Origin of the sequence: Herbiconiux liangxiaofengii (assembly GCF_041927335.1) — a bacterium.
Classification (GTDB): Bacteria; Actinomycetota; Actinomycetes; order Actinomycetales; family Microbacteriaceae; genus Herbiconiux; species Herbiconiux liangxiaofengii.
This window is the reverse complement of the sequence record NZ_JBHFHD010000009.1, coordinates 281,950-305,036: the sequence shown is the minus strand read 5'-3', so window position 1 is coordinate 305,036 and position 23,087 is coordinate 281,950. Positions and strand designations below refer to the sequence as shown.

The following is a 23,087-nucleotide window of genomic DNA, read 5'->3' as shown; positions in this document are numbered from 1 at the left end:
GATGCCGCGAACGACGGAGCCTCGACCCGTCAGTGCCGTGATGCTCCGTCGTTCGCGAACCGGCTAGTTGATGTGGCCGGCCTTCTCCATCTGGCGGAGTTCGCGCTTGAGTTCGGAGACCTCGTCGCGGAGGCGGCCCGCGAGCTCGAACTTGAGCTCGGCTGCCGCCTCGAGCATCTGGCTGTTGAGGTCGGCGATGATGGCCTCGAGGTCGTTCGCGCCCTGCGCCGCGATGCCCTCTCGCCGGAGGTTCGGGGTGGGGCTCTTCTTGCCGCGGCCCGACCGCTCCTTGAGCAGCTCGGCCGTGTCGGCACCCTCCCGTGCCAGCGCCTCCGTGATGTCGGCGATCTTCTTGCGGAGCGGCTGTGGGTCGATGCCGTGCAGCGTGTTGTACGCCACCTGCTTCTCGCGCCGCCGGTCGGTCTCGTCGATGGCCAGGCGCATCGAGTCGGTCATCTTGTCGGCGTAGAGGTGCACCTCGCCCGACACGTTGCGGGCCGCGCGGCCGATGGTCTGGATGAGCGACGTCGACGAGCGCAGGAAGCCCTCCTTGTCGGCATCCAGGATCGACACCAGCGACACCTCGGGAAGGTCGAGACCCTCGCGCAGCAGGTTGATGCCCACCAGCACGTCGTACACGCCCATCCGGAGCTCGGTGAGCAGCTCGACCCGGCGCAGGGTGTCGACATCCGAGTGCAGATAGCGCACGCGCACGCCGGCCTCGGTGAGGAAGTCGGTGAGCTCCTCGGACATCTTCTTGGTGAGGGTGGTGACCAGCACCCGCTCGTCGCGCGCCGCCCGGATGCGGATCTGCTCGAGCAGGTCGTCGATCTGGCCCTTCGACGGCTTGACGATGAGCGTGGGGTCGATGAGGCCGGTGGGGCGGATGATCTGCTCGACTACGCCGTCGGCGATGCCCATCTCGTAGCGACCCGGGGTGGCCGAGAGGTACACCGTCTGGCCCACGCGGTCTTTGAACTCGTTCCATTTGAGCGGCCGGTTGTCCAAGGCGCTCGGCAGCCGGAACCCGTGGTCGACGAGGGTGCGCTTGCGCGAGGAGTCGCCCTCGTACATCGCGCCGATCTGGGGCACGGTGACGTGCGACTCGTCGATGACGACGAGGAAGTCGTCGGGGAAGTAGTCGATCAGGCAGTGCGGGGCCTCACCGGGGTTGCGCCCGTCGATGTGGCGGGAGTAGTTCTCGATTCCGGAGCAGAAGCCGATCTGCTGCATCATCTCCAGGTCGAAGGTGGTGCGCATGCGGAGCCGCTGCGCCTCGAGCAGCTTGCCCTCGCGTTCGAGCTGGGCGAGCCGGTCGTGCAACTCGGTCTGGATGGTCTCGATCGCGCGGTGCATCACGTTCGTGTCGGCCACGTAGTGCGAGCCGGGGAACACCGAGACGCTCTCGAGCTTCTGCACGATGTCGCCGGTGAGCGGATGCAGGCTGTACAGCCCCTCGATCTCGTCGCCGAACATCTCGATGCGGATGGCCAGCTCTTCGTACATCGGGATGATCTCGATGGTGTCGCCGCGCACGCGGAAGTTGCCGCGCGAGAAGTCGACGTCGTTGCGCTGGTACTGCATCGACACGAACTTGCGGATGAGCCAGTCGCGGTCGACCTTCTGACCGAGCTGCAACGCCATCATCGCGTTCAGGTACTGCTCCGGCTTGCCGAGGCCGTAGATGCACGACACGGTCGACACCACCACCACGTCGCGCCGGGAGAGCAGGGAGTTGGTGGTGGAGTGCCGCAGCCGCTCGACCTCGGCGTTCACCGACGAGTCCTTCTCGATGAAGGTGTCGGTCTGCGGAACGTAGGCCTCCGGCTGGTAGTAGTCGTAGTAGGAGACGAAGTACTCGACGGCGTTGTTGGGCATCAACTCGCGGAACTCGTTCGCCAGCTGCGCCGCCAGGGTCTTGTTGTGCGCGAGCACGAGCGTGGGCCGCTGCACCTGCTCGATCAGCCACGCGGTGGTGGCCGACTTGCCAGTACCGGTCGCGCCGAGCAGCACCACGTCGGTCTCTCCCGCGTTGATGCGGCCCGCCAGTTCGGCGATGGCTGCAGGCTGGTCTCCGCTCGGCGTGTATTCAGAGATGACTTCAAAGGGGTGCACGGAGCGGGTGGGTTCCATGCAATAAGTTTAGGGAGGGCCACCGACACCAGCGTCGGTGCTCGCTCTCAGCGTCATGCCGAGCGTCCCACCCTCACCACCACAACGAGGCAGACATCACCATGCGAATCGGAATCCTCACCAGCGGCGGCGACTGCCCCGGTCTGAACGCCGTCATCCGCGGCGCCGTGCTCAAGGGCACGGAGATCAACGACCAGGAGTTCGTCGGCTTCAGAGACGGCTGGCGCGGCGTCGTCGCGGGCGACATCCGCCCGCTCGATCGCAGTGACGTGCGCGGCATCGCGAAGCAGGGCGGCACCATCCTGGGCACCTCCCGCACGAACCCGTTCGAGGGCAACGGCGGGCCCGAGCGCATCCAGGAGACCCTCGACCGGCTCGGCATCGACGCCATCATCGCCATCGGCGGCGAGGGCACGCTCGCCGCGGCGAAGCGGCTGACGGATGCGGGGCTGAAGATCGTGGGCGTTCCCAAGACCGTCGACAACGACCTCGACGCCACCGACTACACCTTCGGCTTCGACACCGCGGTCGAGATCGCCACCGAGGCGATGGACCGGCTGCGCACCACGGGCGACTCGCACAGCCGCTGCATGGTGGCCGAGGTGATGGGCCGACACGTCGGCTGGATCGCGCTGCACTCCGGCATGGCCGCCGGCGCCCACGCCATCCTCATCCCCGAGCAGAAGACGAGCATGGAGCAGGTGGCCGCCTGGGTGCGCAGCGCCGCCGATCGCGGCCGCGCCCCCCTGGTGGTGGTGGCCGAGGGGTTCACCCCCGACCACGCCGACGACGCGCACTCCGAACGCGGCCTCGACGCCTTCGGCCGGCCCCGCCTCGGCGGCATCGGCGAACGACTCGCCCCGATGATCGAGGAGATGACCGGCATCGAGACGCGCGCCACCACCCTCGGCCACATCCAGCGCGGCGGCGTGCCCACGGCCTACGACCGGGTGCTCGCCACGCGCCTCGGCATGGCGGCCAGCGACATCGTCCAGGAGAGCCAGTGGGGCAAGATGGTCGCGCTGCGCGGAACCGAGATCGAGACGGTCGGCTTCGAAGAGGCGCTCGGGAAGCTCAAGACGGTGCCGCAGCACCGCTACGAGGAAGCGGCGATGCTGTTCGGTTGATGCCGATGTCGGTTCCGGTGCCGGGCACGGTGCCGGTGCCGGGCACTGCGGCTCTGTCGCCGGCTCAGGCGGCTCCGCGGATGCCCGGGCCGTCGCCGTCGCCGAACCGCACGGGGTCGCCCGGGCGCAGCTGGGCCGCGAGGTCGATCGACGCCTCCGTCAGCACGCCGATCACGGGGTAGCCCCCGGTCACCGGGTGATCGCGCAGGAAGACCACAGGTTGACCGCCCGGGGGCACCTGCACGGCCCCGGCGACCATCCCCTCGCTCCGTCCGGTCGCCACGGCGGCCCACCCCGGTGCCGCCGGGTCAGGCGCATCCAGCCGCACCCCCACCCGGTTCGACCGGGCCGACGTCACCCACGCCGTCTCGACCAGCTGCCGCCATCCGGCCGCCCCGAACCGGTCGTCGTGCGGGCCGCGGAGCACCGTGAGCACCCCGCTGGGCCGCCATCCGATCGTCGACGGGAGCAGATCTGCCGCGGGCCACTCCCCAACCGAATCGCCCAGGTGCAGCACGTCGCCCGGTCGGATCGGTGCCGGCCCGAGCCCGCTGAGCACGTCGGCGGAACGGCTGCCGAGCACAGCCGCCACCTCGATGCCGCCGCGCACGGCGAGCACGGTGCGGAGACCCGTGGCGGGCGGATCGAGCCGCAGCACCTCCCCGTTCCGCACCACCATCGATGAGCCAGAGGGATGCCTGATCGGAGCCCACGACCCGCCTCGCTCCAGCCAGGCCGACGTGGGAGCACCCGTCACCGCCACGAGCAGGGTTCCCCACGCCCGCACCACGAGGCCGCCGAGCACCGACTCCAGCACCGCGGCCCCGGGTTCGTTGCCGACCAGCCGGTTCGCCGCGCGCAGTGCGCCCCGGTCGGCGGCTCCGGATGCGGGCACGCCGAGGTGAGCCCAGCCGGGCCGGCCGGCATCCTGCACCAGGGTGAGCGGCCCGGTGGCCAGCACCTCGAGGGCCGACTCGAGCGGCATCGACGCAGCACGAATCGACTCAGGCGGCATCGACGAACCTCACGTGGGTGCCTGGCGCGATGAGTGCGGGGTGGGCGCGGTCGAGGTTCCAGAGGTCGGCGTCGGTGCGGCCGATCAGGTGCCAGCCACCGGGTGACTCCCTGGGGTAGATGCCGCAGTAGCCCGCCGCCAATGCCACCGATCCGGCGGGGACACGGGCCCGGGGAACTGCGCGCCGAGGCAGCGTGAAGCGGTCGTCGCCGCTGGTGAGGTACGCGAAACCGGGCGCGAAGCCGATGAACGCGGCTGTCCACGGTGCTGAGGTGTGGGCCAGCACGAGCTCTGCCGCGCTCATGCCGAGCGCCTCGCCCGCCTCGTGCAGGTCGATACCGTCGTAGTGGACAGGGATCTCGACGAGGGTGCGAGCCCCGGCCGGCTCGTTCCTCGGCGCGACGCCAGCGGGCCGCGGCGCGGAGGTGCGGTCAGAAGCGGCACGCACCCAGCGCTCCACACCGGAGGCACTCACGCGAGCGGGGTCATAGGTGACGAGAACGGTGCGTTCGGCGGGGACGACGTCGACGATGCCGTCGAGCGCCGGGGCTGCTGCGGGGTGCGCCCGCAGTCGGGAGTAGGCGGCGAGCACCGCTGCGGCATCCGGGAACTCGGCGAGGAGTGCCGCCTCGCCGACGCGGCGAAGCCGGAGCGGCTGCACGGTGGGGTCCTCGGCGTCGGGCTGCTGGGGCCCGGGTCGTTCGGAACCGGCCATGCTCAGCGCGGCGCGAAGGCGCCCACGACCAGGCCCGACCGCTCAAGGGCGTCGCGGACCGCCCGGGCGATACGCACCGACCCCGGGGTGTCGCCGTGCACGCAGATGGTCTCGGCCGAGAGGGGCAGGTCGGTGCCGTCGACGGCGGTCACGATGCCCTCGGCGGCCAGCCGGAGCATCCGGTCGGCGATCTCATCGGCGTCGTGCAGCACGGCGCCGGCCTCGTTGCGCGGCACCAGGGTTCCGTCGGGCCGGTAGGCGCGATCGGCGAAGGCCTCGGGCACGAAACGCAGGCCCTCGGCCTCGGCGATGCGGCCGACCTCGGAGTCGGGCAGCCCCACGATCGGTAACGTCGCGTCGATCGCGAGCACCGCTTCGACCACGGCCGCGGCCTGCTGCTCATCGTGCGCGATGCGGTTGTAGAGGGCCCCGTGCGGCTTGAGGTACGCCACCCGGGTGCCGGCTGCGGTCGCCAATGCCTGCAGGGCACCCAGTTGGTAGATCACGTCGGCCGTCAGGTCGGCCGACGGGAGGTCGAGGTCGCGCCGGCCGAAGCCTCGGAGGTCGGGGTAGGCGACATGGGCGCCGACGGTCACCCGATGGGCGACCGCTTGGCGCAGGGTGTCGAGCAGCCCCGTGGGGTCGCCCGCGTGGAAGCCGCAGGCCACGTTCGCGCTCGAGACGAGCTCGAGCATCGAGCGGTCGTCGCCCATGGTCCACGCGCCGAACGACTCGCCGAGGTCGGCGTTGAGGTCGATGGAGGCGATGGGCGTGGTCATCATGGTGCCGGCGTTCAGCGCGACTGCGCGTCGTCGGCTGCGGTGCGGATGCGCAGCCAGGCCTGGTCGGTCTGCTGCAGCGTCTCGTCGAGCGTGCCGCCGCTGTCGATCACGACGTCGGCGAGGGCGCGCCGCTCGGTGTCGCTCGCCTGGGCGTGCACGCGCCGGGAGGCTTCCTCCTCGGAGAGTCCACGCAGCTCCACCAGGCGCTGGATCCGCTGCCCGACCGGAGCCTCAACCACCACGACGAACTCGAACAGCCCGTCGCGGCGCCCACCCGACTCGGCGAGCAGCGGAACGTCGTAGACGACGACGGCGTGCGCATCCCGCTCGGCCGTCTCGGCCAGTCGTGCCGCGAAGAGCTGGGCGACAGCGGGGTGGGTGATGGCGTTGAGGTCGAGCCTCGCCGCCTCGTCGGAGAACACGACGGCACCGAGGGCCGTGCGGTCGAGCCGCCCCTCCGAGTCGAGAACGGATGCGCCGAACCGCTCCCGGATCGCGTCGAGCCCCGGGGTGCCCGGCTCCACCGCCTCGCGGGCGAGCCGGTCGGCGTCGATCACCACCGCTCCGTGCTCGGCGAAGCGGCGGGCGACGGTGGATTTTCCGGCGGCGATGCCCCCGGTGAGCGCGATCACGAACACGGTGCCCATGCTAGCGGGAGGCGGACAGCCGGTGTGGAAACGACGGATGGCCGCCCCTCGAAAGGGACGGCCATCCGGTGCTGATCAGCTCAGGAGCCGATCGTGCGGAGCGACTCAGTTGTTCGAGCTGAGCTTCTCGCGCAGTGCGGCGAGGGTCTCGTCGTCGGCGAGGGTGCCGGCGCCGGTCGACTCGCTCGAGAACGAGTTGCCCGCGGACGGCACGTCGCTGGTGAGCGCCTCGGCGTTCGACGTGGCGACCTGCTTCTTGTGGGCCTCCCAGCGGGCCTGCGCCTCGGCGTAGTCCTGCTCCCACTTCTCGCGCTGGGCCTCGAAGCCCTCTTTCCACTCGTTGGTCTCCGGGTCGAAGCCCTCGGGGTACTTGTAGTTCCCCTGGTCGTCGTACTCGGTGAGCATTCCGTAGAGTGCCGGGTCGAACTCGGTGCCCTCGGGGTCGACGCCGTCGTTCGCCTGCTTCAGCGACAGGCTGATGCGGCGACGCTCGAGGTCGATGTCGATGACCTTGACGAAGACCTCGTCGCCGACCGACACGACCTGCTCGGCGAGCTCGACGTGCTTGCCGGAGAGCTCGGAGATGTGCACCAGGCCCTCGATGCCCTCGGCGACGCGAACGAACGCACCGAACGGAACCAGCTTGGTGACCTTACCCGGAGCGACCTGACCGATCGCGTGGGTGCGGGCGAACACCTGCCACGGGTCTTCCTGCGTGGCCTTGAGCGACAGCGAGACGCGCTCGCGGTCGAGGTCGACCTCGAGGATCTCGACGGTGACCTCCTGGCCCACCTCGACGACCTCGGAGGCGTGCTCGATGTGCTTCCAGGAGAGCTCGGAGACGTGAACCAGACCGTCGACGCCGCCCAGGTCGACGAACGCACCGAAGTTGACGATCGACGAGACGACGCCCTTGCGGACCTGCCCCTTCTGGAGGTTGTTGAGGAAGGTGGTGCGGCTCTCGGACTGCGTCTGCTCGAGCAGGGCGCGGCGCGACAGAACCACGTTGTTGCGGTTCTTGTCGAGCTCGAGGATCTTCGCCTCGATCTCCTGGCCCAGGTACGGGGTCAGGTCGCGAACGCGGCGGAGCTCGATGAGCGAGGCCGGGAGGAAGCCCCGGAGGCCGATGTCGACGATCAGGCCACCCTTGACGACCTCGATGACCGAACCGGTCACCACGCCATCGGCGTCCTTGATCTTCTCGACGTCGCCCCATGCACGCTCGTACTGAGCCCGCTTCTTCGACAGGATGAGGCGGCCTTCCTTGTCCTCCTTCTGGAGGACGAGGGCCTCGACCAAGTCACCGACCTTGACGACCTCGGTGGGGTCGACGTCGTGCTTGATGGAGAGTTCTCGCGAAGGGATGACGCCCTCCGTCTTGTAACCGACGTCGAGGAGGACCTCGTCGCGGTCGATCTTCACGACGGTGCCCTCGATGAGGTCTCCGTCGTTGAAGAATTTCAGAGTCTTTTCGACCGCGGCGAGGAAGTCTTCAGCAGATCCGATGTCATTGATGGCGACCTGCTTGGTTGCCTTTTCGGTCGTTGCGATTGTCATGTAGTGGTTGCTCCGTTGTGGACATGAATCGGGCCGGTCGCGGGTGTTCATTCGTGGTTTTCCGCGACTGGCAGGCGGATAGGAGTCACAGAAGTGACGCTCTAGTCTAGCTGTGCGCTTCTGTGCTGTGCAACGCCCCGTCGCCGCCGGCCATTCCCGGTGGCGAGTAGTCCATCGCCGCCGCCAGATCGGAACGCCGACGTACGCCCAGCTTGCGGAACGCCCGCAGGAGATGGGTCTCGACCGTTCGCACCGAGAGCACCAGCCGGTCGGCGATCTCACGATTGGATGAGCCCGCCGCCGCCAGCAGCACGATCTCCTTCTCTCGCAGAGACAGGCCGGTCGACGCAGCTGTGCCGGGTACGTCCGGCAGTGTGGTTCCACAGATCGAGGCCTGACCGGCAGCGAGCCGGGCCGAAGCGGCCGCGGCCCTGGGATCACCGCCCGCGGCACGGTGGAGCTCGGCCGCCCTGCTGTAGGCCTCCGCCGCATGGCCGTGCATCCCCAGGTCGACCGCACAGAGACCGACATCGTCGAACTCCGCTGCGAGCTCGGGCCCGCCCCGACCCGTGATGGATGCCTCCGCTCTCGCCTGTCTGACCAGGAGCGCGACGCACCGACCGTCGACGGTGTCGGCGAGTGCGTCGATCGTGTCGATGACCTGGAGCGCGGCGCCCGTTCTCGCCGCGGCACTGAGCGCGATGATCTGGGAAAGAGAGAAGCCCAGTGCGCCGTGCAACGACGCCGCGGTCATGAACGCCTCGGCGGCCTCGGCGACCCGCCCCGACCCGCGCAGAACCCAGCCACGAGCCTCGTGGGCCCAACCGTCGACGAGCGGCTTGTCGGCGGAGACCTCGAGGACGGGCGCCAGCACCGCATCGGCCTCGTCACTCTGGCCCAGAGCGGCTAGAGCCTCGGAGAGCGCGACCCGTGCGAGCAGTGCCGCTTCCGCGAGGTCGAGTTCTTCGAGTGTGGTGAGGGCGCACCGCAGTTCGGACACCGCCTCCGCGGCCTTGCCCGCATGCCCGAGTGTCAGCGCGGCCGACCATCGGCACAAGACCTCCTGCTCGGCCTGGCCCAGACTGGCTGCCTCGTCGGCCAGAACGGACAACTCGTCGTACGTTGTGCCGAACGGCTGATCCCAGAGGCGCGAATAGGCCTGGCCCCATCGAACCCGGAACGTGTCGGCACCGGCATCGCGCAGCATCGACTCGGCCCGGGTCAGCATGGCGATCGCCTCATGGGATCTCCCCTGCATCACGGCCAATGACGCCTCGAAGGCGTTCCTCTCGCCTTCGAGGACGGCCGCGTGGTCGACGATCGAGCCAGAGGCGAGAGCGCCCTCGACACGCCGGCGATCATCGGCGTCGGCAGTCGTCAAGCCGGTCAGACCGGCGGAATCGCCGTGGGAACCGCCGGGCTCGAAGGGTCGGTCAGGGAGACTCCACGCCATGGTGGGATCGCTCACCCGGGCGGTGACGAGACGGATGAGCTCGCGTCGCGTCCGGGCGCGTCGCGGTTCTGCGGTCTCGTCCACCTGGAGGCTCTCGAGTCTCGCCAGCGCCTCCTCGGAGCGGCCGGACTGCGATTCGGCTGCCGAGAGCACGAAGGAGGCCTCGACCGGCGCGCCGGTCGCGATCGCCGCGGTCGCGAGACGAGCGGCCAAGTCCACTCGCGACGCCCGGAGAGCCGTCTCCGCGGCCGTGGTCAAGGCCTCAGGATTGACCTCCCACCCCAACGGCAGAGCGAGTCGGGCTATGGCGAGGAGGTCGCTCTTCGTGGAATCCTCCGCCGGCCGATCGGAGAGAGCCCGGACGATCGCGCTGGAGAGTCGTCGACGGCGCAGGCGTCCGATGGTGTGCGGCAGGTGGAGCTCGACGATCGGGTCACGCACCCGGCATCTCAGGTCACCGTCCTGATCGATCACGTCGATCACCCCGGCCGCCTCGAGACCTTCCAGAAGAAGGTCGGGGTCGATCACCTCCATGTCTTCGAGCAGCCGCCCGGTGCGGGCGACTCCCAGCTCGGGGGCGAGAGCGATCAGGTCGAGTGCGGTTTCGGCATCCGACGGAAGTACCGCCGCCATCCGGTTCACGATCACTCGTCGGAGCCGTTCGAGTGGCGGCATGGTTCCGGAAACGGTCCATACGCCGTCCTGCAGAGCCAACGAGCCCTTTTTCCGGAGCTCGATCACGGCTTCCCGGAGCACCACCAGGTCTCCGCCCGCCCGTCGGGGAATGAGCTCCGGAACCGCCTCCGGGTGGAGCTGCCCGTGCAGGAATCGCTGGCAGATGCCGAGGACGGCCGACGGGGTGAAGGGATCGAGGTCGACCCGGGTGAGATCCCGCTCCCACGACCTCGTGACACTCCGGCCATCGATCCGGCCGCGGCCGACTCTGACGACCACCGGAAGGACGTCGTCACCCGACGGGGCATCGCGCGCTCGTCTCGACGACTCGTCGTTCATCGTCTCGTCGCGGATCCACAACCGAGAACGGAGTGCCGGATCGAGCTCGGACACCAGCGATCGGACGAAACGGGTGCTACCCCACCCCGGCTCGCCCACGACCAGAACTCCTCGGCCGTTCTCTAACGCCTGCCTCGCCAGTCGACGCGCCTCGCCGCGTTCGGCATCTGCTTCTCCTCGGTTCAACCGGGCCCCTCATCCGTCGCGATCCGCCCCGCCGCAGAAACTCATCGTATGGAGGCATCATTCTGTCGTACCGGCCGCGCAGAAGCCATCGCCATCTCGCCGCCATCCGGCGTGGACTACCTCGGCGCGCGACCGGAGCGGCGCTCGGCGACGACGGCCGCCAGAGCCGCGTCGTGGTCGCGGTAGCGGAACTCGTAACCGGCGGCCTCGAGGCGCTCGGGCAGAACCCAGCGGCTCTTCAGCACCAGCTCGGTCTCGGTGCGGATGACGAACGAGCCGAGCTCGAGCATCCAGCGCCAGGTGGGCAGGCCGAACCGGGCGCCGACGGCCTTCCGCACCGAGGCCATGAAGGTGCGGTTGTCGGTGGGGTTCGGCGCCGAGACGTTCAGCACGCCCTCGAGCGACGGATGCTCGTCGACGAACCGCACGACGCCCACCACATCGTCGAGATGCACCCAGCTGAACCGCTGACGGCCGCCGCGTGATGAGCGGCGGTAGCGGTGATGGGTGCCCGCCGCGAGGCGCGAGCGGGTCGTCGGCCAACGGCCGTCGAACTGCGGACCCCCGAGACCGAAGCGCGCGAGCATCATGATGGGTGCCAGCGCGCTGCCGTCACCGAGCACGATCGCGGTGCGCAGCGCCACCCGGCGGGTTCCGGGCAGCTCGCCGCGGAAGAATTCCGTCTCCCAGCTCGTGGCCACGTTCACCGAGAAGCCCTCGCCGATCTCGCCGGTGGACTCCGTCATCGGCCGATCGTCGGCGTGTCGGTAGACGGTGGCCGTCGAGGAGTTGATCCAGAGCCGGGGCGGATGGGCGGCAGCCGCCACCGCGGCGTGCAGCGCCCGGGTGGTCTCGGTGCGCGAACGGAGGATCTCGGCACGGTTCGCGGCGTCGTAGCGGCAGTTCACGCTCTTGCCGGCCATGTTGATCAGGAGATCGGCACCGTCGACGGCCGCCGCCAGGCCTGCCGGGTCGTTCCAGCGCGCATCCGGACCCCGGCGGCCGATCAGCACGACCCGAGCGCCCTCGTCGCGGAAGGACTGGACCAGCCGGGCGCCGATGAACCCCGAGGCTCCGGCGAGCACCACCGTGCGCGGCTCGGTCACCGTGCCCGCCCCGGCTTCGCGGCGGCCCGGGCCCGCGACCGGTGCGCGCCCGGAGGGGTGCGGACCGCCGGCGCCGGCTCGGGCCGGATCTCGTAGTGGAAGGTGCCGGTGTACTCGTAGACCCGCCCGATCAGCGGCACCTCGACCGTGGCGGTGACGCGCTGGGCACCCTCCCCCGCATTCGCCGCGTCGTCGAACCGCTCCACCACGCGCACGCGGGGCGACAACGCCGCGGGCACCGGCAGGTGGTGGCGGCCGAAGCGCAGCTCGAACGCCGTGGAGGTGAGGTGCAGCTCGCCGCGCACCACGCGGGTGGACAGGCGCATCCGGAACCGCCGGTCGAGGCCGAGGTGGTCGACCAGGCCGTCGGGGCCGGGGTTCTCCGCGGTGATGGCGTCGACCATGGCCCCGGCTCCGCCGAGGAAGTGGAATCGGCGCACGGCCACGATCGCGGTGCGGCCGTCGCGGTCGGTGAGGGGCGCGTTGACGACGCTGAACGGCACGTTGTGCTCCCACACCGGGAACAGCATGCCCTGACGGGCGAGCAGCCTGAGCGCCGGCCACAGCCAGCGCCTCGGTGTGCCGACCTGCTCGAACACGCCGCTGCCGTAGCCGCGGAAGCCGGGCTTGACGCCGGAGACGTAGCGGCGCACCTCGGGATGCAGGTCGTCGAGGGCCGAACCGGAGGTGAGCTCGTAGGGGGAACGCGATCGGGGTGCCATGTCAGCCCAGCAGCGCCGTGCGCAGGGTGTCGAGGCCGACGCCGCCGATCTCGAGGGCGCGACGGTGGAACGCCTTCGACGAGAAGGCCTCCTTCTCGCGGGCGCGCAGGGTGTCGCGCACCTCCTCCCAGATGCGCTGGCCGACCTTGTACGACGGGGCCTGGCCCGGCCAACCCAGGTAGCGGTTGACCTCGAAGCGGATGAAGGCGTCATCCATGTTCACGTTCTGGCGCATGAACTCGAGAGCGTATTCCGCATCCCACACGCCCCGGCCGTCCAGGCGCGGCTTCTGGAGGTGCACGCCGATGTCGAGCACCACCCGGGCGGCGCGCATCCGTTGGCCGTCGAGCATGCCGAGGCGGTCGGCCGGGTCGTCGAGGTAGCCCAGTTCTTCCATCAGGCGTTCGGCGTAGAGGGCCCAGCCCTCGGCGTGGCCGCTGGTGCCGGCCAGCTGACGGCGCCAGGTGTTGAGCTGGGCGCGGTTGTAGACGGCCTGGCCGACCTGCAGGTGGTGGCCGGGAACACCCTCGTGGTAGACGGTGGTGAGCTCGCGCCAGGTGTCGAACTCGGTGACGCCCTCGGGCACCGACCACCACATGCGGCCGGGGCGGGAGAAGTCGTCGGTGGGGCCCGTGTAGTAGATGCCGCCCTCGTGCGTGGGGGCGATCATGCACTCGAGGGCGCGGATCTCGTCGGGGATGTCGAAGTGCGTTCGGCCGAGCTCGGCCACCGCGCGGTCGCTGGTGGCCTGCATCCATTCGCGCAGGGCCTCGGTGCCGTGCAGCTTCCGGCTGTCGTCTCCGTCGAGGAAGGCGATGGCCTCGTGAACGGATGCCCCGGGCGTGATCTCTTCGGCGATGGCCTCCTGCTCGCGCACCATCCGGCCGAGCTCCTCGATGCCCCACTCGTAGGTCTCGTCGAGGTCGATCGTGGCGCCGAGGAAGCGGCGGGACTGGAGGGCGTAGACGTCGCGGCCCACCGCATCCTGCTCGCCGGCGACCGGGGCCAGCTCGTTCTCGAGGAACTGGGCGAGCTTGGAGTAGGCCTCGGAGGCGGTGCCGGCGGCGCGTTCGAGGTCGGCGGCGAGGGCGGTGGGGAGTGCCGTGCCGTCGCTCACGCTGGCGCTCGCGCGTGCGGCGAAGGCGGTGAAGAAGCTGTCGGGGCCGGAGTTGCCGCGCGACTGGGCCAGCACCTCGACCACCTGCCGGCGCGCGGGAACGACCGAGCGGCGCATGCCCTCGCGGAGGGTGAGGATGTAGCCGTCGACGGCCTCCTCGACGGCGGAGAGCCGCTTCGCGATCACCGACCAGTCGTCGACGGTGTCGGTGGGCATCAGGTCGAACACCTCGCGGATGTGCTGGCTGGGCGAGTCGATCACGTTGAGGTCGCGCAGCGGCAGCTCGGCCTCGATGCTCGCCACACTCAGACGCAGCTCGTTGGCGAGGTCGGTCTTGGTAACCTCGTCGACGACGTCGACCGTTTTGGCCGAATCGAGCTCGGCCAGAACCGCCTTGGCGGCGCCGACCCGGCGCTCGTGCCCGGCGGGTGAGAGGTCGCCGAAACGGTCGTTCACCTCGGTTCGGCCGATGTAGGTGCCGAGCACCGGTTCGAGCTCGACCACGGTGTCGACCCAGCGCTCGGCGATGCGGTCGATGTCGGTCGGCGGGCGTACTGTCGAACTGCTCATCCTTCGACCCTAGGGCACCCTGACGACACCGGCTCGAGGGCTGTGTGCACAGGCTCCGGATGCTCTCCACAGCCTTCCTGGCCCGATTGACTTCTTCGAACATATGTTCGAAGCTGAGGGCATGACAGACGCGGCGCGCAGCCTCTCCTCCTCCGTTCCGGCGGGCGAGGAGATCCGCGCGCTGCAGTCCCGCATCTCGCAGATGCAGGCCACCAAGCTCGACACCCGGGCCGTGCGCACCCATCCGGCGATCGCCTCACTGCTGCCCGGGGGCTCGCTGCGCGCCGGCGCCGCCTACTCGGTCGAGAACTCGACCGCGCTCGTGATGGCCCTGATGGCCGGTCCCTCGGCCGACGGCATCTGGTGCGGGGTGGTGGGGCTGCCCGATTTCGGGGTCGAGGCGGCCTCACGGTTCGGGGTCGCCCTGGAGCGGCTGGCGCTGGTGCCGCATCCGGGAGACGAGTGGCTCACCGTCACCGCGGCGATGGCCGATGTGGTGGGAGTGGTCGTGACCCGGGTGCCGGGGCGGGTTCCCGCCGCCGCGCTGGCGCGGCTGCAGGCACGCATCCGGCAGCGCGAGGCGACACTGATCGTGCTCGGCGACTGGCCGCAGAGCGAGGCGACGCTGCGCATCACCGAGAGCAGGTGGACGGGCATCGGCTCGGGGCACGGCTACCTGGCCGGGCGGCAGGCGATGGTGTCGGTCAGCGCGCGCACCGGCAACGGGCGGCCTCGGCGGGGGCGGCTGTGGCTGCCCGACGGCGACGAGCTGTTCCGGCCGGTGATCGAGCTGCCGGGGATGGCGGGGCGCGATGAGACATCTGCCCCCATGAGGCTGCTGCACGAGGTGAACGGATGAGTGCGGGCGCGGCGGCCGGCGCCGTGCGCACCATGGTGCTGTGGTGCCCCGACTGGCCGGTGGCGGCCACGGCCGAGGCGGAGGGGCTGACACTCGACGACCCGATCGCGGTGATCGAGAAGGGGCTGGTCTACGCCTGCTCGGAAGGGGCGCGCTCCGACGGGGTGCGCCGAGGGCTGCGGCTGAGGGAGGCGCAGGCGCGGAGTCCGCGACTGCGCGACTTCCCCTACGATCCGGTGCGGGTCAACCGCGCCTTCGAGCCGCTCATCGGCGCCCTCGAAGAGATGAGCCCGAACGTGCAGGTCATGCGTGCGGGCAGCTGTGCCCTGCGCGCCCGCGGTCCGAAGCGGTTCTACGGCAGCGAGCACGCGGCGGCCCTCGCCTTCCTCGAGCGCTTCGCCGAGCTCGGGGTGACGGAGGCGCGAGTCGGTGTGGCCGACGGGCTGTTCGCGGCCGAGCAGGCGGCACGGTTACCGGGGGTCGACCTCATCCGCATCGTGCCGGAGGGGGCCTCCCCCGAGTTCCTGGCCAGACTCCCGCTGCAGCTGTTGGCCGAGGACGAGCTCTGCACCCTGCTCTGGCGCCTGGGCATCCGCACCCTGGGCGACTTCGCGCGGCTGCCGGCCGAAGACGTGCGGTCCCGCTTCGGTGAACCAGGGGCACGGGCGCACGAGCGGGCGAGCGGCACCGATCCGCGACGGGTCATCCCGCGCATCCCGCCCGAGGTGCGCGAGAGCGTCAACGCCTTCGAACCGCCGCTGGAGCGAATCGACCAGATCACCTTCAGCATCCGGGCCGAGGCCGATCGCTTCGTCGGCGAACTCGCGGCCGCCCGCCTGGTCTGCACCGAGCTGCGGGTCGAGATCGCGACCGAGCGGGGTGAGGTGCGGGAGCGCACCTGGCTGCATCCGCGCTGGTTCGGTGCGAGCGATGTGGTCGACCGGGTGCGCTGGCAGCTGCAGGGCGGCAGCACCATCGAGAGCACGCTCTCGGCCCCGGTGGTGCGGGTGCGGCTCACCGCCGAGACGGTCGACGACAGCGCCCGCCACGAGGTCGGTCTCTGGGGAACGGGCTCCGAGGAGCGCATCCATCACGGCCTCTCGCGGGTGCAGAGCATCGTGGGCCACGAGGGGGTGCTCACCGCCTCCATCGGCGGTGGTCGCTCCTCGCACGAGCGTCAACTGCTCGTGCCGTGGGGCGATCGCCCGCCGGTGCCCGTCGCCACCCGTCCCTCGCCCCCCGCGCGCGCCGCCGCGCAGGCGGCGGCGGCCGGTTCCCGAATCGCACTGGCCGGAACGGACGCCATGATCGGGCCTGTCGCTCCAGCCGGCACGGCCAGGCCTTCGTCGGCCGGTGGCCGGCGCCGTGGGCCGACGAGTTCGGCCGGAGCCGAGGTGGCACCCTGGCCGGGCAGCCTTCCGCCGCCGCTGCCGACCACGGTGTTCGAGCATCGCCGCCAGGTGCTGCTCGTGACGAACCGGAACGAGCTGGTCGACGTCGACGAGTCCGGTGAGCTCGTCGGGGTGCCCGCACGATTCTCCCCGGACGTCTCCAGCCGGTCGCTCCGCCCGGTGCAGGCGTGGGCCGGCCCCTGGCCGATGTCCGAACGCTGGTGGGACGACCGCAAGGCCCGTCGTCTCGATCGCCTCCAGCTCGTCGACGCCGACGGCGTCGCCTGGCTCCTCACCCTCGACCGCCACCTGTGGTGGGCGGAGGCCCGCTATGACTGACGGTCTCCGTCTTCGCCTACACCCCTGCATCCGCCCACGCCCGGGTCGAACGAGGGGGTGCTGATGGGGTTCAACAATCCTGCGATCCCGTGGTCGGAGCTCGAGCGCACCCTGTCCGACCGCACGCGGCCGGGGCCGCCGCCGGGCGACGGAGTGACCGAGTCGGCCAAGCGGTCTCCCTACGATCCCGAGGCCGTCGAACCCGGCCGGCCGAGGGAGCCCGTCGAGCCGGCGGTGCCGTACGCCGAGCTGCACGCGCACTCCAACTTCAGCTTCCTGGACGGCGCGTCCTCGCCCGAGACCCTCATCGAAGAGGCCGCGCGTCTTCGCCTGAACGCTCTCGCGCTCACCGACCACGACGGCTTCTACGGCATCGTGCGTTTCGCCGAGGCCGCCGAGAAGCACGACGTGGCCACGGTCTTCGGCGCCGAGCTCTCGCTCGACCTCAGCAGGCCGCAGAACGGCGTGGCCGATCCCGAGGGCTCCCACCTGCTCGTGCTCGCCCGGCAGAAAGAGGGCTACCACCGCCTGGCCGGCGCCATCACCTCCGCCCAGCTCGCGCCGATGGCCGAGAAAGGCCGCCCGCTGTACGACCTCGACGACCTCGCCGCCCAGGCCCACGGCGACTGGATGGTGCTCACCGGCTGCCGCAAGGGCCCCGTGCGCCAGGCGCTCGAGTTCGAGGGGGTCGACGGCGCCGCCCGCGAGGTCGACAGACTCGTCGCGCTGTTCGGCCGGGAGAACGTGCTGGTCGAGCTCACCGATCGCGGCGATCCGCTCGACAGCACCCGCAACGACGCCCTGGCCGGTATCGCCGACCAGCAGGGTCTCGGCACGGTCGCCACCGGCAACGTGCACTACGCCACCACGAAGCAGCACCGGCTCTCCCAGGCACTGGCCGCGGTGCGCGCCCGACGCAGTCTCGACGAGCTCGACGGCTGGCTGCCCGCCGCGCCCACCGCCCACCTGCGCTCCGGCGCCGAGATGGCACGGCGCTTCGCCCGGTACCCGGGCGCCGTCGAGCGCACCGTCGAGGTGGCGGCCGACCTGTCCTTCGAGCTGCGCATGGCGAAGCCGCGGCTCCCCCGGCAGAAGGTGCCCGAAGGCCACACTCCGATGTCCTGGCTGCGCCGTCTCGTCCGTGACGCGATCCCACGCAAGTATCCCCGCGCGAGCGACGACGACCTGGCGCGCATCGAGCGGGAACTCGACGTGATCGAGCTGAAGGACTTCCCCGGCTACTTCCTCATCGTCTACGACATCGTGCGCGAGGCCCGCAGCCGAGGCATCCTCTGCCAGGGTCGTGGCTCGGCCGCGAACTCCGCCGTCTGCTACCTGCTCGACATCACCGCGGTCGACGCGATCGCATGCAAACTGCCCTTCGAGCGCTTCCTGTCGAGCATGCGTGACGAAGAGCCCGACATCGACGTCGACTTCGACTCGGAGCGCCGTGAGGAGGTGATCCAGTACGTCTACGAGAAATACGGGCGCCGGAACGCCGCTCAGGTGGCGAATGTCATCCAGTACCGCCCCAAGTTCGCGGTGCGCGACATGGCGAAGGCCCTCGGCCACAGCCCGGGCCAGCAGGATGCCTGGTCCAAGCAGATCGAGCGTTGGGGGCCGGCCGTCGAGAGCGACGACCACGACATCCCCGACGAGGTGATCGCCCTCGCCACCGAGGTGCTGAAGTTCCCGCGCCACCTCGGCATCCACTCGGGCGGCATGGTGCTCACCGACCGCCCGGTGGGCGAGGTCTGCCCGATCGAGAACGGCCGCATGGAGAACCGCACGGTGCTGCAGTGGGACAAAGACGACTGCGCGTGGATGGGCCTCGTGAAGTTCGACCTGCTCGGCCTCGGCATGCTCTCGGCGCTGCAGTACTGCTTCGACCTCGTGCACGAGTCGACCGGCCGGCGGTGGACCCTCGACACCCTTCCGAAAGAGGAGGAGGCCGTCTACGACATGCTCTGCCGGGCCGACTCCATCGGTGTGTTCCAGGTGGAGAGCAGGGCGCAGATGGGCACGCTCCCCCGGCTGCAGCCCCGCGCCTTCTACGACCTCGTGGTCGAGATCGCGCTGATCCGGCCCGGTCCGATCCAGGGCGGTGCCGTGCATCCGTACATCAGGCGCAAGCTCGGGCAGGAGCCGGTGACCTATCTGCACCCGAAGCTGAAACCGGTGCTGGAGCGCACCCTCGGGGTGCCGCTGTTCCAGGAGCAGCTGATGCAGATGGCCATGGCCGTCGGCGACTGTTCGGCCGAGGACGCCGATCTGCTCCGCCGGGCGATGGGCTCCAAGCGCGGGCTCGAGAAGATCTCGAGCCTGCGCGAGAAGCTCTACGAGGGCATGGCGAACAACGGCATCAACGCGGCCGACTCCGACATCATCTACACGAAGATCGAGGCCTTCGCGAACTTCGGTTTCGCCGAGAGCCACTCCACGAGCTTCGCCCTGCTGGTCTACGCGAGCTCGTGGTTCAAGCTGCACTACCCAGCGGCCTTCCTCGCCGCGCTGCTCCGGGCCCAGCCCATGGGGTTCTACTCCCCTCAGACCTTGACGGCGGATGCCCGTCGCCACGGTGTCGAGGTGCGTCGCCCCGACATCCAGCGCTCGGGCGTGCAGGCGGGGCTCGAGCCACTTCTGCTCGCCGGGAACCCCGCGGGCGGTTCGGGGGCAGAAGCCTTCGTCGCCGAAACCGGGCTCGACCCCTGCCTCGAAGAGCCGGGGCCGGTGCCGGTGGTCTTCGACCGCTCGAAGCCCGACCGCACAGCCGAGCACCGGCGCGACGGCAACGTCGCAGTGCGGCTCGGTCTCGCCGAGGTGACGTCGATCGGTGCCGCCCTGGCCGAGAAGATCGTGGCCGAGCGCGACGAGAACGGTCTCTTCGAGAGCATGTCCGATCTGGCCCGACGGGTGGGTCTCAGCACCCCTCAGCTCGAGGCCCTCGCCACCGCCGGTGCCTTCGAGAGCCTCGGACTCACCAAGCGTGAAGCGCTCTGGGAGGCGGGCAACGCCGCTCAGGAGAAGGCGGAGTATCTTCCCGGCACCTTCGTGTCGGTGCAGCCGCCGCTCTTGCCGATGCTCTCGGACGAGGAACAGGTGGTCTACGACCTCTGGGCCACCGGCATCTCACCCGATGACCACCCGCTCGCCCACGTGCGCGACGAGCTCCGGCAGCGCGGCGCCCTCTCGGTGGCCGATCTGGCGACGGCGGAGAACGGTCGGCGCATCGAGGTGGGCGGCGTGGTGACGCACCGGCAACGGCCGGCCACCGCGAGCGGAATCACGTTCATGAACATCGAAGACGAGACGGGCATCCTGAACGTGATCTGCGGGGTCGGGGTGTGGAAGCGCTACCGCCGCATCGCGCGCGACTCCCCCGCGCTGGTGGTGCGTGGCATCCTCGAACGCTCGGAAGAGGGAATCACCAACCTCGTGGCCGATCAGCTCGAGCCGCTCACCCTCACCGCCAAAACCGCCTCCCGTGACTTCCGCTGACCCACGCCCCACGCCCCACGCGCGTTGCGTCGCGAAAAGTCGCTCCCAAGAGCGCTCGAGCACGACTTCGCGCGACTCTCCGCGGCGCAGCGGCTGTGCAGAGCTTTGGGTGCAGGGCTAGTGGGCTGCTTCGTTCCAGTTCTCGCCGCGGCCGAGCTGCACCTCGAGGGGTACGCGGAGGGAGGCCGCGGTCGACATGCGCTCCGTGACGATGGCGGCCAGCGCATCCCACTCGCCCGGCGCCACGTCGAACACGAGTTCGTCGTGCACCTGAAGCAGCATCTTCGACGCCAGCCCCTGGGTCGCGATGTCGGCGGCCACGTTGATCATGGCGATCTTGATGATGTCGGCCGCCGTGCCCTGGATGGGTGCGTTCAGCGCGGCCCGCTCGTCGTTGTCGCGCAGCACCCGGTTGGCGCTGTTGAGGTTCGCGAACGGCCGGCGGCGGCCGTAGATGGTCTCGGTGTACCCATCGACCTTGGCCTGCACGACCACGTTGCGGAGGTAGTCGCGCACCCCGCCGAAGCGTTCGAAGTAGTCGCTCATCAGCTGCTTGGCCTCGGCGGTCTCGATGCGCAGTTGTTTCGACAGCCCGAACGCCGACAGCCCGTAGGCCAAGCCGTACGACATGGCTTTCACCTTCGTGCGCATGTTCGGCGTGACGTCGGCCGGGTCGACCGAGAAGATCCGTGAGCCCACGAAGCGGTGCAGATCTTCACCCGACTGGAACGCGTCGATCAGCCCCTGGTCGCCCGAGAGGTGAGCCATGATGCGCATCTCGATCTGCGAGTAGTCGGCGGTGAGCAGGCACTCGTAGCCCTCACCCACCCGAACGGCGTGACGGATGCGACGGCCCTCCTCGGTGCGCACCGGGATGTTCTGCAGATTCGGGTCGGTCGAGGAGATGCGCCCCGTCGACGAACCGGTCTGCACGTAGGTGGTGTGCACGCGACCGTCGGGGGCGATGGCCTTGTCGACGCTCTCGATGATCTGACGCAGCTTCGTGGCATCGCGATGCGCCAGCAGCAGCCCCAGGAACGGATGCGGGTTCGACGCCTGCAGATCGGCCAGCGCGCCCGCATCCGTGGAGAACCCGGTCTTGGTGGCCCGCGTCTTCGGCATGTCGAGCTGGTCGAACAGCACTTCCTGGATCTGCTTGGGTGAACCGAGGTTCACCTCGCGGCCGATGATGCCGAACGCCTCCGTGGCGATGGCGGCCGCCGACTCGCCCAGTTCGTTCGACAGGGCCGTCAGTTCGTCGTGACTGACGGTCACGCCGGTGAGCTCCATCTCGGCCAGCACCATCAGGGTGGGCATCTCGATCTCGGTGAGCACCCGGAGCGTGCGCTCGTCGAGCTGCACGGCGAGGGCTCGGGCGACCCGCAGCGCGTACCAGGCCTCGCCGGCCGGGCCCACCACGAAATCGCTCTCGGGCACGAGTTGATTGGGGTCGGGCGTGGGCAGGGTCTCGAGCAGGTGCCGATCGACGAGCTTGTCGAGCGAGCGGTCGGCGCTGGACTCGGGCTTGAGCAGCCACGCGGCGATCACAGGGTCGAACGAGAGGCCGGCGACGGCGAGCCCGGCCGAACGGAGAGCCTTGATCTGGCGCTTGGCATCGAAGAAGACCTTCGGGGCGTCGCCGGCCAGCCACTCCTCGAACGGCGCGTAGTCGCGGCTGTTCGGCGTCCACGGAAGGAACACCGTCTCGTGCAGCGTGGCCAGCCCGACCGCGACGGGGAACCCGTCGATCGTCTCGACCTGCACCGAGATGGCTGCGGTGACATCGGCGGCAACCTCGGCGTCGGTGGCGGTGGAGTGCCGTGCCAGCCAGGCCGCGAGCTCTTCGTCGAGCAGCGTGACGGGTGTAGGGGCGTTCTCGGCCTTCTCGGCGGCGGCCGCCGCCGCGGCCTGGCCCACCTCGGAATCACCGGCGATGCCCTCGAGCTTCAGCACCCGGTCGAGCAGGGTACGGAACTCGAGCCGGGCGAACACGTCGCGCACCTGCTGCTCGTCGGCCGGTGCGCGCAGCAGCTCCGACGGGCCGACCGGGAGCTCGACGTCGGTGAGCAGCCGGTTCAACCGGCGGTTGCGGATGGCGTTCTCGGCGTAGGTGCGGAGGTTCTCGCCCACCACGCCCTTGATCTCGTCACGATGCTCGAGGATGGCGTCGAGCGAGCCGAACTGGTTCAGCCACTTCACCGCGGTCTTCTCGCCCACCTTCGGGATGCCGGGCAGGTTGTCGCTGGTCTCCCCCACGAGCGCCGCGATCTCGGGGTACTGCTCGGGGCGGATGCCGTAGCGCTCGAACACCTTCTCCTGGTCGTACCGGGTGAGGTCGGAGACGCCCTGGCGCGACGGGTACAGCAGCGTCACGTCGTCGTTCACGAGCTGGATCGCGTCGCGGTCGCCCGAGACCACGAGCACCCGGTAGCCCTCCGCGCGACCCTGGGAGGCCAGGGTGGCGAGGATGTCGTCGGCCTCGAAGTCTTCTTTCTCGATGGTGATGATGCCGAGCGCGTGCAGGCACTCCTGCAGCAGGGGCACCTGCCCGATGAACTCCGCCGGCGTCTCGCCGCGCGTGCCCTTGTACTCCGGGTATTCGCGGGTGCGGAAGGAGAAGCGCGAGATGTCGAAGGCCACCGCGAGGTGGGTGGGCTTCTCGGCTTTGAGGAGGTTGATCAGCATCGCCAGGAAGCCGTGGATGGCGTTGGTGTGCTGCCCGTCGCGGGTCTGGAAGCTGTCGACCGGAAGGGCGTAGAAGGCCCGGAAAGCGAGCGAATGACCGTCGATGAGGAGGAGGGTAGGCTGATCTTTGTCCGGCACAGGGCCAGCCTAGCAAGGCCCTCCGACAGTCCT

At 70.0% G+C, this 23,087-nt stretch carries 15 protein-coding genes; 4 read left to right on the top strand and 11 right to left on the bottom strand.

All coding sequences use genetic code 11. The annotated features are described in order from the left end of the window. Positions 1-63: 63 nt before the first annotated feature. A complete protein-coding gene (uvrB, locus tag ACEXOR_RS10245) occupies positions 64-2,133 on the bottom strand; it encodes an excinuclease ABC subunit UvrB (protein ID WP_374849527.1) in 2,070 nt (689 codons plus the stop codon). Positions 2,134-2,234: 101 nt separating this feature from the next. Between uvrB and ACEXOR_RS10240 the strand changes: the two genes are divergently transcribed. After that, positions 2,235-3,260: a 6-phosphofructokinase gene (locus ACEXOR_RS10240; protein WP_374849526.1), complete on the top strand. Its 1,026-nt coding sequence runs from the start codon at positions 2,235-2,237 to the stop codon at positions 3,258-3,260. Positions 3,261-3,324: 64 nt separating this feature from the next. Here ACEXOR_RS10240 and ACEXOR_RS10235 read toward each other — a convergent pair whose 3' ends face one another. The 9 genes from ACEXOR_RS10235 to ACEXOR_RS10195 form a co-directional block, all read right to left on the bottom strand. Next, complete coding sequence (locus ACEXOR_RS10235; protein WP_374849525.1) at positions 3,325-4,275, bottom strand: 5-oxoprolinase subunit C family protein; 951 nt, start codon at positions 4,273-4,275, stop codon at positions 3,325-3,327. Beyond that, positions 4,265-4,990 (bottom strand): 5-oxoprolinase subunit B family protein, encoded by a 726-nt coding sequence (locus ACEXOR_RS10230; protein WP_374849524.1) that lies wholly within the window; start codon positions 4,988-4,990, stop codon positions 4,265-4,267. The genes ACEXOR_RS10235 and ACEXOR_RS10230 overlap by 11 nt, the downstream gene beginning before the upstream one ends. A gap of 2 nt (positions 4,991-4,992) precedes the next feature. Next, entirely contained in the window at positions 4,993-5,772 is a 780-nt protein-coding gene (locus ACEXOR_RS10225; protein ID WP_374849523.1) for a LamB/YcsF family protein, read from the bottom strand. An 11-nt stretch (positions 5,773-5,783) separates the two neighbouring features. Next, positions 5,784-6,410, bottom strand: a complete 627-nt coding sequence (gene coaE / locus ACEXOR_RS10220) for a dephospho-CoA kinase (RefSeq protein WP_374849522.1) — start codon at positions 6,408-6,410, stop codon at positions 5,784-5,786. 114 nt (positions 6,411-6,524) lie between these two features. Then, positions 6,525-7,976 carry a 30S ribosomal protein S1 gene (gene rpsA, locus ACEXOR_RS10215; protein WP_374849521.1) on the bottom strand — a complete coding sequence of 484 codons (1,452 nt, stop codon included), beginning with the start codon at positions 7,974-7,976 and terminating at the stop codon, positions 6,525-6,527. 106 nt (positions 7,977-8,082) lie between these two features. Further along, positions 8,083-9,963 (bottom strand): helix-turn-helix transcriptional regulator, encoded by a 1,881-nt coding sequence (locus tag ACEXOR_RS10210; protein WP_374849520.1) that lies wholly within the window; start codon positions 9,961-9,963, stop codon positions 8,083-8,085. Between the two features lie 782 nt (positions 9,964-10,745). Beyond that, positions 10,746-11,735, bottom strand: a complete 990-nt coding sequence (locus ACEXOR_RS10205; protein ID WP_374849519.1) for an epimerase — start codon at positions 11,733-11,735, stop codon at positions 10,746-10,748. Further along, positions 11,732-12,457, bottom strand: coding sequence for a DUF4166 domain-containing protein (locus ACEXOR_RS10200; protein ID WP_374849518.1), 726 nt, complete (start codon positions 12,455-12,457; stop codon positions 11,732-11,734). The genes ACEXOR_RS10205 and ACEXOR_RS10200 overlap by 4 nt, the downstream gene beginning before the upstream one ends. Position 12,458: 1 nt before the next feature. Beyond that, positions 12,459-14,144: a DUF885 domain-containing protein gene (locus ACEXOR_RS10195; RefSeq protein ID WP_374849517.1), complete on the bottom strand. Its 1,686-nt coding sequence runs from the start codon at positions 14,142-14,144 to the stop codon at positions 12,459-12,461. Positions 14,145-14,265: 121 nt separating this feature from the next. Between ACEXOR_RS10195 and imuA' the strand changes: the two genes are divergently transcribed. From imuA' to ACEXOR_RS10180, 3 genes are all read left to right on the top strand, one after another. Next, positions 14,266-15,003, top strand: a complete 738-nt coding sequence (gene imuA' / locus ACEXOR_RS10190; protein WP_374849516.1) for a DnaE2-dependent mutagenesis accessory factor ImuA' — start codon at positions 14,266-14,268, stop codon at positions 15,001-15,003. Beyond that, positions 15,000-16,733, top strand: a complete 1,734-nt coding sequence (locus ACEXOR_RS10185; protein WP_374849515.1) for a DNA polymerase Y family protein — start codon at positions 15,000-15,002, stop codon at positions 16,731-16,733. The genes imuA' and ACEXOR_RS10185 overlap by 4 nt, the downstream gene beginning before the upstream one ends. A gap of 63 nt (positions 16,734-16,796) precedes the next feature. After that, positions 16,797-20,231: an error-prone DNA polymerase gene (locus ACEXOR_RS10180; RefSeq protein WP_374849514.1), complete on the top strand. Its 3,435-nt coding sequence runs from the start codon at positions 16,797-16,799 to the stop codon at positions 20,229-20,231. A gap of 117 nt (positions 20,232-20,348) precedes the next feature. On the opposite strand, the gene polA is transcribed toward ACEXOR_RS10180, so the two are convergent. Continuing rightward, the gene (gene polA, locus ACEXOR_RS10175; RefSeq protein ID WP_374849513.1) at positions 20,349-23,054 is read right to left on the bottom strand and encodes a DNA polymerase I; all 2,706 of its coding nucleotides are present in this window, start codon (positions 23,052-23,054) and stop codon (positions 20,349-20,351) included. Positions 23,055-23,087: the final 33 nt, after the last annotated feature.

Excerpts from the sequence above, each read along its gene's own strand:
- uvrB (WP_374849527.1), bottom strand. The coding sequence starts at position 2,133 with ATGGAACCCACCCGCTCCGTGCACCCCTTTGAAGTCATCTCTGAATAC.
- ACEXOR_RS10240 (WP_374849526.1), top strand. The coding sequence starts at position 2,235 with ATGCGAATCGGAATCCTCACCAGCGGCGGCGACTGCCCCGGTCTGAAC.
- ACEXOR_RS10235 (WP_374849525.1), bottom strand. The coding sequence starts at position 4,275 with ATGCCGCCTGAGTCGATTCGTGCTGCGTCGATGCCGCTCGAGTCGGCC.
- ACEXOR_RS10230 (WP_374849524.1), bottom strand. The coding sequence starts at position 4,990 with ATGGCCGGTTCCGAACGACCCGGGCCCCAGCAGCCCGACGCCGAGGAC.
- ACEXOR_RS10225 (WP_374849523.1), bottom strand. The coding sequence starts at position 5,772 with ATGATGACCACGCCCATCGCCTCCATCGACCTCAACGCCGACCTCGGC.
- rpsA (WP_374849521.1), bottom strand. The coding sequence starts at position 7,976 with ATGACAATCGCAACGACCGAAAAGGCAACCAAGCAGGTCGCCATCAAT.
- ACEXOR_RS10210 (WP_374849520.1), bottom strand. The coding sequence starts at position 9,963 with ATGGAGGTGATCGACCCCGACCTTCTTCTGGAAGGTCTCGAGGCGGCC.
- ACEXOR_RS10200 (WP_374849518.1), bottom strand. The coding sequence starts at position 12,457 with ATGGCACCCCGATCGCGTTCCCCCTACGAGCTCACCTCCGGTTCGGCC.
- ACEXOR_RS10195 (WP_374849517.1), bottom strand. The coding sequence starts at position 14,144 with ATGAGCAGTTCGACAGTACGCCCGCCGACCGACATCGACCGCATCGCC.
- imuA' (WP_374849516.1), top strand. The coding sequence starts at position 14,266 with ATGACAGACGCGGCGCGCAGCCTCTCCTCCTCCGTTCCGGCGGGCGAG.
- ACEXOR_RS10185 (WP_374849515.1), top strand. The coding sequence starts at position 15,000 with ATGAGTGCGGGCGCGGCGGCCGGCGCCGTGCGCACCATGGTGCTGTGG.
- ACEXOR_RS10180 (WP_374849514.1), top strand. The coding sequence starts at position 16,797 with ATGGGGTTCAACAATCCTGCGATCCCGTGGTCGGAGCTCGAGCGCACC.